The 14,324-nt window shown below is 52.6% G+C and carries 13 protein-coding genes; 4 read left to right on the top strand and 9 right to left on the bottom strand.

Translation table 11 applies throughout. From position 1 onward, the window contains the following. The first annotated feature begins 185 nt into the window (after positions 1 to 185). Together ftsI and rlmA are read left to right on the top strand one after the other, a co-directional pair. The gene (ftsI, locus tag AC07RN_RS16415; protein WP_478336840.1) at positions 186 to 1,904 is read left to right on the top strand and encodes a peptidoglycan glycosyltransferase FtsI; all 1,719 of its coding nucleotides are present in this window, start codon (positions 186 to 188) and stop codon (positions 1,902 to 1,904) included. Positions 1,905 to 1,970: 66 nt separating this feature from the next. Continuing rightward, entirely contained in the window at positions 1,971 to 2,831 is an 861-nt protein-coding gene (gene rlmA, locus AC07RN_RS16410) for a 23S rRNA (guanine(745)-N(1))-methyltransferase (protein ID WP_478336839.1), read from the top strand. Here rlmA and mntP read toward each other — a convergent pair. From mntP to manX, 5 genes are all read right to left on the bottom strand, one after another. Then, positions 2,784 to 3,350: a manganese efflux pump MntP gene (gene mntP, locus AC07RN_RS16405; protein ID WP_041689678.1), complete on the bottom strand. Its 567-nt coding sequence runs from the start codon at positions 3,348 to 3,350 to the stop codon at positions 2,784 to 2,786. The two genes, rlmA and mntP, sit on opposite strands and share 48 nt — an antisense overlap. Positions 3,351 to 3,747: 397 nt before the next feature. Next, a complete protein-coding gene (locus AC07RN_RS16400) occupies positions 3,748 to 4,206 on the bottom strand; it encodes a DUF986 family protein (RefSeq protein WP_012017771.1) in 459 nt (152 codons plus the stop codon). A gap of 54 nt (positions 4,207 to 4,260) precedes the next feature. Next, positions 4,261 to 5,112 carry a PTS mannose transporter subunit IID gene (locus tag AC07RN_RS16395; RefSeq protein ID WP_012017770.1) on the bottom strand — a complete coding sequence of 284 codons (852 nt, stop codon included), beginning with the start codon at positions 5,110 to 5,112 and terminating at the stop codon, positions 4,261 to 4,263. Positions 5,113 to 5,124: 12 nt separating this feature from the next. After that, positions 5,125 to 5,925 (bottom strand): PTS mannose/fructose/sorbose transporter subunit IIC, encoded by an 801-nt coding sequence (locus tag AC07RN_RS16390; protein ID WP_012017769.1) that lies wholly within the window; start codon positions 5,923 to 5,925, stop codon positions 5,125 to 5,127. A gap of 47 nt (positions 5,926 to 5,972) precedes the next feature. Then, positions 5,973 to 6,935: a PTS mannose transporter subunit IIAB gene (gene manX, locus AC07RN_RS16385; RefSeq protein WP_478336838.1), complete on the bottom strand. Its 963-nt coding sequence runs from the start codon at positions 6,933 to 6,935 to the stop codon at positions 5,973 to 5,975. A 314-nt stretch (positions 6,936 to 7,249) separates the two neighbouring features. On the opposite strand from manX, the gene AC07RN_RS16380 reads away from it, so the two are divergent. After that, on the top strand, positions 7,250 to 7,408 hold the full coding sequence (locus AC07RN_RS16380) for a protein YoaL (protein WP_394373373.1): 159 nt from the start codon (positions 7,250 to 7,252) through the stop codon (positions 7,406 to 7,408). Then, positions 7,396 to 8,952 (top strand): CNNM family cation transport protein YoaE, encoded by a 1,557-nt coding sequence (gene yoaE / locus AC07RN_RS16375; RefSeq protein ID WP_407439851.1) that lies wholly within the window; start codon positions 7,396 to 7,398, stop codon positions 8,950 to 8,952. Before AC07RN_RS16380 ends, yoaE begins: the two co-directional genes overlap by 13 nt. Positions 8,953 to 8,958: 6 nt before the next feature. On the opposite strand, the gene AC07RN_RS16370 is transcribed toward yoaE, so the two are convergent. From AC07RN_RS16370 to pabB, 4 genes are all read right to left on the bottom strand, one after another. After that, positions 8,959 to 10,557: an EAL domain-containing protein gene (locus AC07RN_RS16370; RefSeq protein WP_478336837.1), complete on the bottom strand. Its 1,599-nt coding sequence runs from the start codon at positions 10,555 to 10,557 to the stop codon at positions 8,959 to 8,961. Between the two features lie 142 nt (positions 10,558 to 10,699). After that, on the bottom strand, positions 10,700 to 12,064 hold the full coding sequence (gene sdaA / locus AC07RN_RS16365) for an L-serine ammonia-lyase (RefSeq protein ID WP_478336836.1): 1,365 nt from the start codon (positions 12,062 to 12,064) through the stop codon (positions 10,700 to 10,702). 263 nt (positions 12,065 to 12,327) lie between these two features. Beyond that, positions 12,328 to 12,906, bottom strand: coding sequence for a CoA pyrophosphatase (locus AC07RN_RS16360; protein WP_449554129.1), 579 nt, complete (start codon positions 12,904 to 12,906; stop codon positions 12,328 to 12,330). Positions 12,907 to 12,909: 3 nt separating this feature from the next. Continuing rightward, entirely contained in the window at positions 12,910 to 14,277 is a 1,368-nt protein-coding gene (gene pabB, locus AC07RN_RS16355) for an aminodeoxychorismate synthase component 1 (RefSeq protein WP_478336835.1), read from the bottom strand. Positions 14,278 to 14,324: the final 47 nt, after the last annotated feature.

Below are 14,324 nucleotides of genomic sequence, written 5' to 3'. Positions count from 1 at the left end.
TCATACTCTGACATCAAGCCTCGCATTTTGCGGGGCTTTTTTATGCACTATTTTTCAAAATGTAACCCTTTACTGTCTGGTTAGCAGTTTGTTGCAAAGCTGCGAGATTAGAATCATTGTTTTCTCCATGCTGATTCGTTTTTTACCGTTAAATCAGGGCGTTGTTTCATTGACCTGGAGCCAGGGTGAAAACGAAACCCTCTAGTTCTGCCGGTAATTTTACCCCGGCACGTTTTGCATTGCTTTGCCTTGCCATTTTTGTGAGCCTTGCGTTTCTTCTGGGACGCGTTGCATGGCTACAAATTATTAAGCCTGACAACCTGGTCAAACAGGAAGACATGCGCTCATTACGTGAAGTGTCGATTGACGCACCACGCGGGATGATTACCGACCGTGATGGCCGACCGTTAGCGGTCAGTGTACCGGTCAGGGCGGTGTGGGCCGATCCTAAAACCGTGTTGGCTAAGGGCGGCGTGGGCTTTGACGAACGCTGGCAAGCGCTCGCGTGTGCATTACATATTTCACTGACGTCGCTGGCTTCTCGCATTAATCACGATCCTAACGGGCGTTTTATCTATCTTGCGCGTCAGGTGGACCCCTCGCAGGCCAAATGGATTGATAAGCTCAACTTGCCAGGGATTAACCTGCGGGATGAGTCACGCCGTTTTTATCCGGCAGGACATGTGGCGGCAAATCTGCTTGGATTTACGAATATCGATGGGCAGGGGATTGAAGGGGTTGAAAAGAGTTTTAACGCGCAGTTGACCGGTCAAGCGGGGATCAGGCGAGTCAGAGAAGACCGCTACGGTCATGTGATTGAGAATTTAACAGAAGTCTCACCGGTTCCTGCTCATAACATTCAACTGAGTATTGATGAGCGGCTGCAGACGATCGCTGAAGATGCGTTAGATAATGCCGTCGCCTGGAACAAAGCAGAATCCGGCGCAGCGGTGTTAATCAATGTTCAAACCGGCGAGATACTTGCCATGGCCAGTTTCCCGGACTTTAACCCTAACAATCGGGATGGCGCCTCGCTCAACGACTTCCGCAATCGCGCCATCAGCGACACCTTTGAACCGGGGTCGACCGTCAAGCCGTTGGTTCTCATGACGGCGCTACATTATGGCATTGTTAAACCTGATAGCGTTCTCGATACCCATCCTTATACGCTAGATGGGCACCGAATCCGCGACGTGGGATATTATCCGGAATTATCGCTGACCGGCATTTTGCAGAAGTCGAGTGATACGGGGGTGTCACGTCTGTCGCTGGCCATGCCGATACAGCACTTGCTCGATACGTATAAGAGCTTTGGTTTTGGTACAACGACAGGTCTGGGTCTCACGGGCGAAAGCAGCGGGCTCCTTCCTCAGCGTAAATTTTGGAGCCAGCTCGATCGTGCCACCTTTGCGTTTGGTTACGGTCTGATGGCGACACCGCTCCAGCTGGCGCATGTTTACGCCACGATCGGAAGTTACGGCCTGGAGCGGCCCTTGTCGATAACGCGCATTGACCCGCCAGTTGTGGGTCATCAGGTTATGCCTGAAGAAATCGTTCATGAAGTTGAACACATGATGGAAAGCGTTGCTTTACCGGGCGGCGGTGGCACAAAGGCTGCCGTGCGCGATTATCGCGTGGCGGTCAAAACGGGCACGGCCAAAAAAATCGGTGATGACGGCAAATATGTCGACAAGTATGTGGCGTATACCGCGGGTGTGGCACCAGCAAGCCATCCGCAGTATGCATTGGCTGTGGTTATTAACGATCCGCAAAATGGTCGATACTATGGCGGGGCCGTTTCGGCACCGGTATTTAGCCAGATTATGGGTGACGTATTGCGGCTCGAGAACGTTGAACCTGATGGATTAGCACCCGATTCCAGCCATCTTGTCGTGATGCGCTAAGGCAGACGTTTTATACCAGAGCGAATAGGGGTACACTTTCGGCCTTTAATATTGCACGGAGTTACCATGTCATTCAGCTGTCCCTTATGCCACGCGCCGCTCACGCCGGCCGAAAATAGCTACATCTGTCCACAGGGGCACACGTTTGATAAGGCGAAAGAAGGGTATGTAAATTTGCTGCCCGTGCAACATAAACGCTCCCGCGATCCGGGCGATAGCGCGGAGATGATGCAGGCTCGACGCGCATTCCTCGACGCCGCGCATTATCAGCCGCTGAGGGACGCGGTTGCGCAGTGGTTAGCCACCGCGCTCAGTGAAAGCGCGACCTCGATTTTGGACATTGGCTGTGGCGAAGGCTATTACACGGCGGCGTTTGCCGAAGTAGCGGGGAGTGTCGGTGCAGCAACCGTAGGTCTCGATGTCTCGAAAGCGGCCATTCGCGCAGCCGCAAAACGTTATCCGCAGGTCACATTCTGCGTCGCTTCCAGCCATCGCCTTCCGTTTGCCGATGTGAGCCAGGACGCCATTATTCGCATCTACGCGCCGTGCAAAGCGCAAGAGCTGGCACGCGTGGTGAAACCGGGCGGCTGGGTCGTGACCGTTACGCCGGGTTCGCGGCATCTAATGGAAATGAAAGGGCTAATTTACGACGACGTGCGTTTGCATGCGCCGCATTCAGAGCAGTTGGCTGGGTTTACTCTCAAGCATGAACAGTCATTGGGTTACGACATGCAGCTGACAGGAAAAGAAGCGGTTGCGTTGTTACAGATGACGCCGTTCGCCTGGCGCACAAAACCAGACGTTTGGGAAGCGTTAGCAAACGAAAAAGAATTTCACTGCCAGACGGATTTCAGTATCCACTGCTGGCAGCGCGACGCGTTAACCGGCGAAATGCGACCAGAGAATTTGCCCACCAATCCCGATTAAAACAATCCCGCCCAGGATTTCGGCTCGCTTGCCTAGCAGCGGGCCGATGAAACGTCCAACCATCATCCCGATTGTTGACATAATTAGCGTGGCGCAACCAATCGCCAGTGCTGTAGCGATAATATTCACCTGAAGAAATGCCAGCCCGACGCCCACTGCCATCGCATCAAGACTGGTTGCAATAGCCGTGGTCACCAGTATCCAAAAGCCATGTCGATACTGCGGCGCATCGTCTTCATCGGGAGTATTGCGAAACCCTTCGATAACCATTCTTCCGCCCAGGAAAACCAGCAGCGTAAAGGCAATCCAGTGGTTCCATTCCAGAATGAACTGGCTCGCCAGCATGCCGAGTGACCAGCCGATAAGAGGCGTGAGTGTTTCGATTGCGCCGAAAATAAGACCGGTACGCAGCGCTTCAGAGAATTTGGGTTTGTGGAGCGTAGCACCTTTACCAATGGAAGCGGCGAACGCATCCATGGACATGCCGAAAGCGAGAAGGATCGTGGCGGAGATATTCATAACAGCGTCCAGACCGGGGATATCCATATGACACATCACTGCCCCCAGTAAACAGCAGTTGATGCGTCTATGGTCTCGCCTGATTTTTACGCACAAGGAATGTGCAGTAAGTAATCCGTACGCACCACGTTTTTCAACGAGTATGTTGACACGTACATTTCCTTAGACAGGAAATCGGCTACTCCCCAACGACGGCGCAACCTTAACATATTTTGAGAATATAAAACAACAACAGGGATGTATTATTCCGTTAACTTGTTGATAACGATTTTCATTTAGATTTATTGGTAAACTTAACGTTAATAAATATAAGGTAAATACAGAAGGGAATATAGCGATGGCTATATATTGCCCGCGCAAAATGGCGACAAAATATAGCCTCTGCTATAATTTCAACTCATTGAGTTTTAACCATTATTTTGTATATTTTTTCCAGGTCATCAATATTCTTCACCCGAACCAATAAACGACGTTGTTCCAGTTGTATGACCAGCACGCCGTCTTCAGATAAATTCATCTCTTTAATACGGTTATATTCTATCCATATGTTGGCGAAGAAAAAGCCATGGCTTTTGAAGATAATCTTAGGCGCTCGGATCCAAAACAGATAAAAAGCCATTAATGCCAGCACACATAATAACCATGTGGTTAATAAAGCACCTTGGCTCATGACGTTGTTATAAATCAGGATGGCTAACAGTCCGGCGAAGATGAAGGCATCAACGCGCCCACGGCGCAGAAGAGGAACGGCCAAAAGAGTCTCGCCGTTGCGGCGGGGCATAATGAATTCGTCATAGAAGGCATAAGCCAGAAGGGCAACAATAAACAAAACCAGTACGATATCCGTGACCGTCATTCATCCTCCAGATAAAAAAACCGGGGGCATGCCCCCGGTGTCGAACCACTAAACTTATAGACCCAGCAGACCGATCGCGTAACCGACGATACCGATGACGAAGAAGCCCACGATGATCCACAGCGCATTCACTTTCTTACGCAGCAGCCACATACAGGCGAAGGTCAGCAGCAGCGGCACCAAGCCTGGCATCAACTGATCAAGAATAGTTTGCACAGTGGTCACGCGAGTCTGACCATCCTGACCGGTGATGGTCGAGACCACCAGCGGGATGTTCACATGCGTCCACTTGTTCACCAGCGCCCCCATGACAAACAGGCCGAGGATAGAAGCCCCCTCAGTCAGTTTTTGCAGGAAGCCGCCGCCCATATCCTTAACGATATCGACACCTTTGCTGTAGCCGTAGGCAACGCCGTAATAACGGGTCAGCAGTCGGACTGCGTTGAACAGGATGAAGAACAGAAGAGGACCCAGCAGGCTGCCGCTCATGGCGATGCCCGCACCGAGTGCCGCAAATACCGGGCGCACCGTACCCCAGAAGATTGGGTCACCCACGCCTGCTAGCGGTCCCATCAGACCGACTTTGATGCCGTTAATAGCACCATCGTCGATCTCCGCGCCGTTCGCACGCTGCTCTTCCATCGCCAGCGTCACGCCCAGAACAGGTGCGGCGACGTAGGGATGCGTGTTGAAGAATTCCAGGTGACGTTTAATCGCCTGACGACGTGCTTCGTTGTTTTCCGGATACAGGCGTTTGATTGCCGGGACCATGGAGAAACAGAAGCCCAGCGCTTGCATACGTTCGAAGTTCCACGAACCCTGGAAGAGGTTTGAACGAAGGAACACGCCACGAATATCACCCGGAGTCAGTTTCTTCTCAGGGGTAGTTTTAGTCATATCAACCATTTCGCTCACCTGCTAGTCCAGTTCGTTATCGAGATCGTTGCTACCCGGAGCTTGCGCTGGGGCACCTGCGACGCGGTTATATTTCGGGCTCAACTGGATGTACAGAATCGCCATCACTGCACCAATCACACCCAGTGCAACCAGGTTGAAGTTGGTGAAGGCCGCAGTCACAAAACCGAGGTAGAAGAACGGCATCAGGTAGCCTGCGCGCATCATGTTGATGACCATCGCGTAACCGACCACAACAATCATGCCACCCGCGATATTCAGACCGCCGGTCACCACTTCAGGAATGGCGTTCAACAGACCCTGGACTTCGCTGGTACCCACAGAAATTGCCACGATAACCGCAGGAATCGCAATACGCATTGCCTGGAGGAACAGCGATGAAACGTGGATCCACGAAAGGGCCGTCAGATTTCCGCTATCCGCCGCTTTATCTGCCGCATGCTGGAAAGCAACGGTAATGGTACGAACGATAATGGTCAGAACCTGGCCCGCTGCGGCCAGTGGAATTGCCAGGGCGATACCCGCACCGATGTTTTGGTGTCCGGCAATAACCAGAACGGTAGAAATAATGGACGCCAGTGCGGCATCAGGCGCAACCGCCGCACCGATGTTCATCCAGCCCAGGGCGATCATTTCCAGCGTACCACCGATGATAATACCGGTTTTCATATCGCCAAGAACGGCGCCAATCAACGTACAGGCCACCAGAGGACGGTGGAACTGAAATTCATCAAGTACGGATTCCATACCCGCAATACACGCGACGATGAACACCAGCACAATCTGAAGAGTGGTAATCTCCATTGTACTTCTCCTATAACATAAGCTTTGTGTAAAAAATCAGCGCAGGGCTATTTCCCAACTTTGCCGATCAAATCCATCATTTTCAGTTTCTGATCGGTGGAAACCTTACGGGCTTCCAACTCAATACCGCGCGCATTCAATTTTTTGAATGCTTCGATATCTTTTTCGTCGACTGAAATCGCATTGTTGACCTGAGTTTTACCCTGACGGAAAGCGATCCCGCCAATGTTCACCGTGGTGATGTTCACGCCGCCTTCAACCACGCGTTCGACATCGGTCGGGTTGGTAAACAGCAGCATCACACGCTCGCCCGCATATTTCGGGTTGTTGTAAACGCGGATCATTTTGGCGACATCCACGACGTGCGCGGTAACGCCCGGAGGAGCAACCTGGGTAAGAAGTGTTTTACGTACGGTATCGGCGGCGACTTCATCACTGACAACAATGATGCGTTTGACGTTGGTTTCTTTCGTCCAACGCGTTGCGACCTGGCCGTGGATCAAACGGTCATCGATACGGGCAAGCCCGATAATCATGTAATCGTTCGGTCCCATCGGTTTAGCAGGGATGGCGGCTTTGACCGCGGCAGCGACCGGAGCGGGTTTCTCTACCGGTTGTGCTTTGAGAGCTTTTACGCCTTCACGGCCTGTTTCGACAGCCAGTGCGACCAGTTCGTCGAAACTCGGATTGTCATCACGGGCCATCAACGTTTCCACGAGCATGGGAATATTGACGCCTGCAACGACCTCATGATGCTCTTTATCGACGACAATGCGGCTGGCGGCATTGAACGGGCTGCCACCCCATGTATCGACGAGAAACAGCACGCCTGAGCGAGTATCCAGCTTCTCCAGTTGAGCCGTATATTTCTCGATTAGCGTTTCCGCGTTTTCACCTGGAACGAAATCGATCCAGCCCACGTTTTCCTGTTCACCCAACAGCATTTCTGCCGTTTTGAGTAACTGCTCTGCAGCCCAACCATGTGTGCCTATCACAATAGCAATGGTCACTTGCTACCTCCTTTATTATCATTAATACGCCTGCCAGGCAGTCGTACTGAGAATCTTCCCCGGCGAACCGAATCGATTCAGATAAGGGTTAGAGTTCAATTAAATAAGACTTCCGGGAATTATTTTAGACAGTGAAAAAATAATTTATGTGATGAAGATCCGTAATTTAGCGATGTAGAACAGATTTATCCCAAATCAAAATCGACTCTGTTACAGAACTTTGCAAAGGAAAGTAAATCTTTGCTAAAAACCTATTGTCTCTGATATGTTTAGCCTCCGTTTAATTGACAGGAGTAAAGGGCTTAGCCCACTGTATGGACCGTCACCGACGTCAGTCATCTACCAGGCCATTTAGCGCCTCGCTCGCCGGCGATTCTCGCCACACGTTGAACATGTCTACCGCCATTTCGCCCACTTCTTCCGTGGCGCCGTTTTGTCATTCCTTTAGCAGGAGCTTGTCATGGAATTCTTAATGGACCCGTCAATCTGGGTGGGATTACTCACGCTGGTTGTGCTCGAAATTGTTCTCGGTATCGACAACCTGGTGTTCATCGCCATCCTCGCGGATAAGCTGCCGCCAAAACAGCGCGACAAAGCGCGTTTAATCGGTCTTTCGCTTGCGCTGATCATGCGTCTTGCGCTGCTATCCGTTATTTCGTGGATGGTCACGCTGACCAAGCCGCTGTTCACCGTCTGGGATTTCACTTTCTCCGGTCGCGACCTGATCATGCTGGTGGGGGGCCTTTTCCTGCTTTTCAAAGCGACGACGGAGTTGCATGAGCGGCTGGAAAACCGGCAACACGACGATGGTCACGGCAAGGGCTATGCGAGTTTTTGGGTCGTCGTCATGCAGATTGTGGTGCTTGATGCCGTCTTCTCACTGGATGCGGTGATTACCGCGGTCGGCATGGTTAACCATCTGCCGGTGATGATGGCTGCGGTCATTATCGCGATGGCCGTGATGCTGCTGGCTTCTAAGCCGCTGACGCGTTTTGTGAACGAACATCCAACAGTGGTTGTCCTGTGTTTAAGCTTCCTGTTGATGATTGGCCTGAGTCTGGTCGCTGAAGGTTTTGGCTTCCATATTCCGAAAGGCTACCTGTACGCTGCAATTGGTTTCTCGATTATCATCGAGCTGTTCAACCAGATTGCGAGCCGTAACTTCATCAAGCAGCAGTCTAACCAACCGCTGCGCGCCCGCACCGCCGACGCCATTTTGCGTCTGATGGGGGGCCGTCGTCAGTCTGTGCAGCCTGAATCTGCGGGTAATGCCCCGGTTCCTGTGCCGGTTGGCGCTTTTGTCGAACAAGAACGTTACATGATTAACGGCGTGCTTTCGCTGGCGTCCCGTTCACTGCGCGGCATCATGACGCCACGAGGTGAAATCAGCTGGGTTGACGCCAATCTGAGCGTGGACGAAATCCGTCAGCAACTGCTGTCGTCACCACACAGCCTGTTCCCGGTGTGTCGTGGCGAACTGGACGAAATCATCGGCGTGGTTCGCGCTAAAGAGATGCTGGTCGGTCTGGAAGAGGGCGCGAACGTTGAAGCGATTGCCGCCGCAACGCCAGCGATTGTGGTTCCGGAAACGCTGGACCCTATCAACCTGCTTAGCGTTCTGCGTCGTGCTCGCGGTAGCTTTGTTATCGTGACCAACGAATTTGGTGTGGTGCAAGGTCTGGTTACGCCGCTGGACGTGCTCGAAGCGATCGCGGGTGAGTTCCCGGATGCCGATGAAACGCCAGAAATCGTTGCGGATGGCGACGGTTGGCTGGTTAAAGGCGCGACGGACCTGCATGCGCTGCAGCACACGTTGGGTCTTGATAACATCATTAATGATGAAGAAGACATCGCTACGGTTGCGGGTTTGGTCATTGCCATCAATGGGCAGATCCCGCGTACGGGCGATATCCTTGAGCTTCCACCGCTACAAATCACGATCGTGGAAGCGAATGATTATCGCGTTGACCTGGTGCGTATTGTTAAAGAACAGTCTGCCCACGACGACGAAGAGTAAACGGACTTAACGTAACGGCATAATTCTCAAAAAAGGCTTGTTACGCTGTGCTGGCGGAGGTGAACTCTCCGCCAGCCATTTCGGAAAATCCTTGAGCGGCATCGGCCGCGCATACAAAAATCCCTGTAATGTATTCACACCGTGATGGCGCAAATAACGTGCCTGTTCCTGTGTTTCCACGCCTTCCGCCACCAGCTCAATATTTAGCCGTTGACCCAATGCGATAATAATATCCGTCACCGTGGAATTCACCGCGTCCGTTCCCAATGCCATCGTGAAAGACTTATCAATTTTGAGCACGTCAGGGCGCAATTTCTCTAACCAAGACAGGGAGCTGTTTCCCGTACCAAAATCATCGATGGCAAGTTTCACCTCTTTGCGATGCAACTCGCGCACCAGGCGATAATCCCCGTCCAGCAGGGCATCGCGCTCGGTAAGTTCAACGATTAACTGTTGTTTTGGATGCGCGCTGAACCAATAACGATTCAGATCACGCAGCAAGGTACCGTTGCGAAAATGGCTGGCCGCTACGTTAATGCCAATATGAAACCCTTTGTTGGCAGGGAAATAGCCAATCTGGCGGACCGTTTCGGTCATCACGTAGCGCGTCAGGGGAACAATCAAATGATGTTCTTCCGCCAGCGGAATAAACACGTCCGGGGATATCCAGCCCTGACGGGGATTATTCCAGCGCAAAAGGATCTCCACGCCGACGCATTTTTGCGTGCGGGCATTGAGTAACGGTTGGCAAAAAAGCTCAAATTCCCGCGCGGCTAATCCGAGATTGATCTCCCAGGTAAAGCTCATCCGGCTGGCGGTGGCAAGCCAGGCTATATAGCCCAGCAGCAGGCTTATCAATACCGCCAGCGGAAGCTCTGAGGGCAAGTTTTTCAACGCCAGCTCACTGGCGCCAGGGCCACTGACCAGGATAGTAAAAGGGAAATGCGCAGAGGTCTGGCGCAAAATCATGGTGTCTTCTGGCACGTTCAGCATATCGGTGACGCTTTGACCATCGCGAAGAAATTTATCTCCCACTTTCAGGCTGACGTCGGTGATCAGCGGATTCTGCGGCTCAAGTATCATTTTGGTGATGAGATCGATATTCACTACCTGCATGACGCCGTCTTCTCCGGCGTCAGACACGGGATACCATTGAATTAAAATGGGGCTGCCTTTGAGCAACGACTGGTCGGTAGATAAGATGAGCTGAGGCTGACTGGAAGGCAACGCGGGTTGAGTCAGGCGTATCTGGACGTTACGGTCGCCAAAAATACTGGAGCAATACAGAACGCCCTCTTTAACGAGCGTAATCGAACGCACCGTTTGCAACGTCGCCGCCCGTTTACGCAGCATTAGATGAGCCTCAGAACAGGGGACACCGACCAACGATTGCAGCTCATCGCGCCCGTTTTGTAAGGGAAGCAGAATCTTATCCAGCGCAGTCACGGAATGGGTCGCAAAGGCCTGGATGCGTTCCTGATTTAAATTGCGCTGCGAAATAAAGCGGATGCCCAACGTCAAAATGAGCGTAAGGAGTGCCACCATCACACAGACGATAACGCGTTTTTGGCGATATTTTTTTATGATCCTTTGTGCAGTTTGCATGAAAGGCCGCCCGATACGCCGCCGGCACCCAATGCCAGAGGCAACAAAGCAAGTGTAGTGGGGAAATATTACGCTGACGAGAAAGGCGAAAAATATCGCCCATCCGTTGCAGATGGGCGAGGGGAGATATCAGGCGCTGCGCTTAGTCACACTGCACTTTGATCGCCAAACCACCGCGAGAGGTTTCACGGTATTTAGCGTTCATGTCTTTACCGGTTTCGTACATGGTTTCGATCACTTTATCCAGCGAAACGCGGGGCTCACTGGTACGGCGCATCGCCATACGTGTGGCGTTGATCGCCTTGACGGACGCAATCGCGTTACGCTCGATACAAGGAACCTGTACCTGTCCGGCAACCGGGTCGCACGTCAGACCCAGGTTATGCTCCATGCCGATCTCAGCTGCCACACAAACCTGTTCCGGGCTTGCGCCTAGCAGCTCAGCCAGACCTGCCGCCGCCATTGAACATGCCACACCCACTTCACCCTGACAGCCTACTTCAGCACCAGAGATAGACGCGTTCATTTTATACAGCGCGCCAACTGCACCCGCTGCGAGGAAGTAGCGGATGTAAATATCTGCGGTGACCGGTTCGATAAAGTGATCGTAATAAGCCAGAACTGCCGGGACGATACCGCATGCGCCGTTTGTTGGCGCGGTGACCACACGGCCGCCTGCAGCGTTTTCTTCGTTTACCGCCAACGCAAACATATTCACCCAATCGATCACATTCATCGGATCGTTGGAGAATTTGTCCGTGGTGACTAGCATACGACGCAGCGCTGACGCACGTCGTGGAACGCGCAGCGGACCTGGCAACACGCCTTCGGTGTTAATTCCCCGGTCGATACACGCCTGCATGGTTGTCCAGACGTTGCCGAAATAGGCTTCAATTTCGCTTTTGCTGTGCAATGCCAGTTCGTTTTGCATCACCATTCCGGAAAGGGACAAGCCGGTTTCGTGGCAATAATCCAGCATCTCTTTGGCGGATTTGAACGGATACGGCACGTTAACGTCGCCCGTAGCGTCTTTCCCAAAGTGCTCTTCATCGACGATAAAACCGCCGCCGATAGAGTAATAGGTTTTGCTGTAAACCACTTTGTCGCCGTTAAAGGCGTGGATCTGCATTCCGTTCTCATGCAGTGACAGGTTATCACTGCGAAAACGCATACCGTCGTCCTGCGGGAAATCCACTTCGTGCTGACCTTTTGCCAGCAGCAGGCGACCGCGTGTTTCTACGTCTCGAATGAACGCCGGAATGGCGTCAATATCAACGGTGTCCGGCATATTTCCAGCCAGACCCATAATAATGGCGATATCGGTGTGGTGGCCTTTACCCGTCAATGACAGCGAACCGTAAACATCTACAGCTACACGGGTAACGCTTTCCAGTAATCCTTTTTCGACCAGATCATCGACGAACTGTTTACCGGCCTTCATCGGCCCTACAGTGTGGGAAGAAGATGGACCAATCCCCACTTTGAACATGTCGAATATACTAATCACTTTCTCACTCCTGACAGGGTTACTGGGGTTCCAGTAACGATGTTATAACTGCGCATAGTGTAAGAGGGAACCCCGGGATCGGCTGAACTATTCACATGAATAAAACTAATGATAATGAGTGAATTTACTAATGCCGAGACCGCTACGGTAAACTTGTGTCAGCAATCATTGAGTAAAGTATATATGCTCATGATTTCGGCAGGCAGGAGAAGGATGCGCGTCACAAAGTTCGCGCACCCGGCGTAGAAATGCGTAACGGAGAATTAAGGCTTCATTCCAATTTGCAGGGCCAGTTCGCGAATAATTCCCGCCGTCATGCCCCAAACAAAATAATGCTGATACCAGGATAACCACACGCGGTGATCGTGCCCACGACGTTGAATATCCAGCGGATGATAGCGGCTCAAACGCAGCGCTTCGCTGAGGGGCATTTCGAATACGGCGGCGACTTCTTCTTCACTCGCGTGATAATGCAGGTCGGGGGGAATAATGCCTACGACTGGCGTGACTTGAAATCCGGTCACGCTATCCACGGGCGGTAGCACGCCAATAATTTCAACCACTTCCGGTGGAATGGCGACCTCTTCGTGAGCTTCTCGCAGCGCGGCGGCAATCAACGATGCGTCAGTGGAATCCACAGCACCACCGGGAAACGCCACCTGACCCGGGTGCTTACGCATGTGGGATGCGCGTTTGGTGAGTAACAGGCCTGGCTGTTCGCGACGCACCACAGGGATCAACACCGCGGCTTGTCGGCGGTTCAACACGTCGCGACTCATCTTCGGGCGCAAGAGCTGAAAACGCGACAAAAAATCATCCAGAGTTAAATCGTGAGTCTCCATCCGTTAGCTCTCCAGTTGTTGCAGGATGCGGTTTACTTTATCAAACGTTTCCTGATATTCAGCATCGACCTGACTGTCGGCCACGATGCCGCCCCCTGCGGAACAATAGAGTTGTCCGTCGCAGGCCGTCAGGGTACGAATGGTAATGCTAGTGTCCATGGTGCCGCACACGCTCACATAACCAATGCTTCCGCACCAGGCGTTACGACGATGCGGCTCCAGTTCGTCGATAATTTGCATCGCACGGACTTTTGGGGCACCGGTGATTGATCCGCCAGGAAACGCCGCGCGCAGCAGATCGCAGGCGGAACGGCTGGCAGGAAGCTGGGCTGTAATGGTGCTGACCAGATGATGAACCGCCGGGAACGGCTCCACGACAAACAGTTCCGGGACGCGTACGCTCCCCGGCACCGCAACACGCCCAATATCATTACGCATTAAATCGACAATCATCAGATTCTCGGCACGATCTTTCGGTGATGCGGCCAGTTTTTCGGCCTGCTCGCGATCGGCTTCGGGGTCTGACAGACGCGGAAGCGTGCCCTTAATCGGGCGCGTCTGAATAGTTCCATCAGCCAGATGTATAAACCGTTCAGGCGACAGGCTCAAGATTGCGCCCTGTTCCAGGCGCAGAAACGCGCTGAACGGCGCACGATTGTTCGCGTTTAAATGCGTAAACGCCTGCCACTCATCACCGCGATACGTAGCCTGGAATCGTTGGGCGAGATTTACCTGATAGCAGTCACCGCTGTGTAAATACGCCTGAACCTGCCCGAACTTTTCAGCATAGTCCTCGGCGCTCATATTTGAGCGCCACGCAGGCGTCAGCGAAAACTCAGCCGTCTCGGGCACGGGTTGTGCGTCAAGCCATGCCAGTCGGGCATTCACGTCCGAATGGCTGAGAAGCGAAACCACTTTTTTGTGGTGATCGACAATGATTGCCCAGTCATACAACCCCACCGCCATATCCGGCAGCGAAATATCATTCTGCGCCATATTAGGCAGCGTTTCGAACCGACGACCCAAATCGTAACCAAAAAGGCCCAGCGCCCCGCCCTGAAAAGGCAGGTCAGGATGGGAATCCGTAGACAGTGCCAGCGCGTGGATCTCGTGTTCAAGTAACGTCAGCGGATCTTCATGAGACAAACGAGAGCGCGCAGAGGTAATGCGCGTGGTATCGCCCTCGGTGACCAGCGTCGTCAGCGGGTCAGCCACCAGAATATCAAAGCGGCTATAAGGATGATCCGCGTACCCGGAATGCAGCAGCATTGCCCAAGGGAGAGGGCTTAAGCGCGTGAACCAGAATTCGGCGGCGTCATGGCGCCACGGCAATGTAATGACAGTGGGGGGTAATGTCTTCATGTGTGGCATACTACCGGGCAGCGTGAAATAATGAGCGCAGATAATTTAGCAGGAGT

The organism is Lelliottia sp. GFLA7 (assembly GCF_056490165.1).
This window is presented reverse-complemented; position numbering and strand designations above follow the sequence as displayed.

Excerpts from the sequence above, each read along its gene's own strand:
- mntP (WP_041689678.1), bottom strand. The coding sequence starts at position 3,350 with ATGAATATCTCCGCCACGATCCTTCTCGCTTTCGGCATGTCCATGGAT.
- rlmA (WP_478336839.1), top strand. The coding sequence starts at position 1,971 with ATGTCATTCAGCTGTCCCTTATGCCACGCGCCGCTCACGCCGGCCGAA.
- AC07RN_RS16400 (WP_012017771.1), bottom strand. The coding sequence starts at position 4,206 with ATGACGGTCACGGATATCGTACTGGTTTTGTTTATTGTTGCCCTTCTG.
- AC07RN_RS16380 (WP_394373373.1), top strand. The coding sequence starts at position 7,250 with ATGGACCGTCACCGACGTCAGTCATCTACCAGGCCATTTAGCGCCTCG.
- AC07RN_RS16395 (WP_012017770.1), bottom strand. The coding sequence starts at position 5,112 with ATGGTTGATATGACTAAAACTACCCCTGAGAAGAAACTGACTCCGGGT.
- AC07RN_RS16370 (WP_478336837.1), bottom strand. The coding sequence starts at position 10,557 with ATGCAAACTGCACAAAGGATCATAAAAAAATATCGCCAAAAACGCGTT.
- AC07RN_RS16390 (WP_012017769.1), bottom strand. The coding sequence starts at position 5,925 with ATGGAGATTACCACTCTTCAGATTGTGCTGGTGTTCATCGTCGCGTGT.
- AC07RN_RS16360 (WP_449554129.1), bottom strand. The coding sequence starts at position 12,906 with ATGGAGACTCACGATTTAACTCTGGATGATTTTTTGTCGCGTTTTCAG.
- pabB (WP_478336835.1), bottom strand. The coding sequence starts at position 14,277 with ATGCCACACATGAAGACATTACCCCCCACTGTCATTACATTGCCGTGG.
- yoaE (WP_407439851.1), top strand. The coding sequence starts at position 7,396 with ATGGAATTCTTAATGGACCCGTCAATCTGGGTGGGATTACTCACGCTG.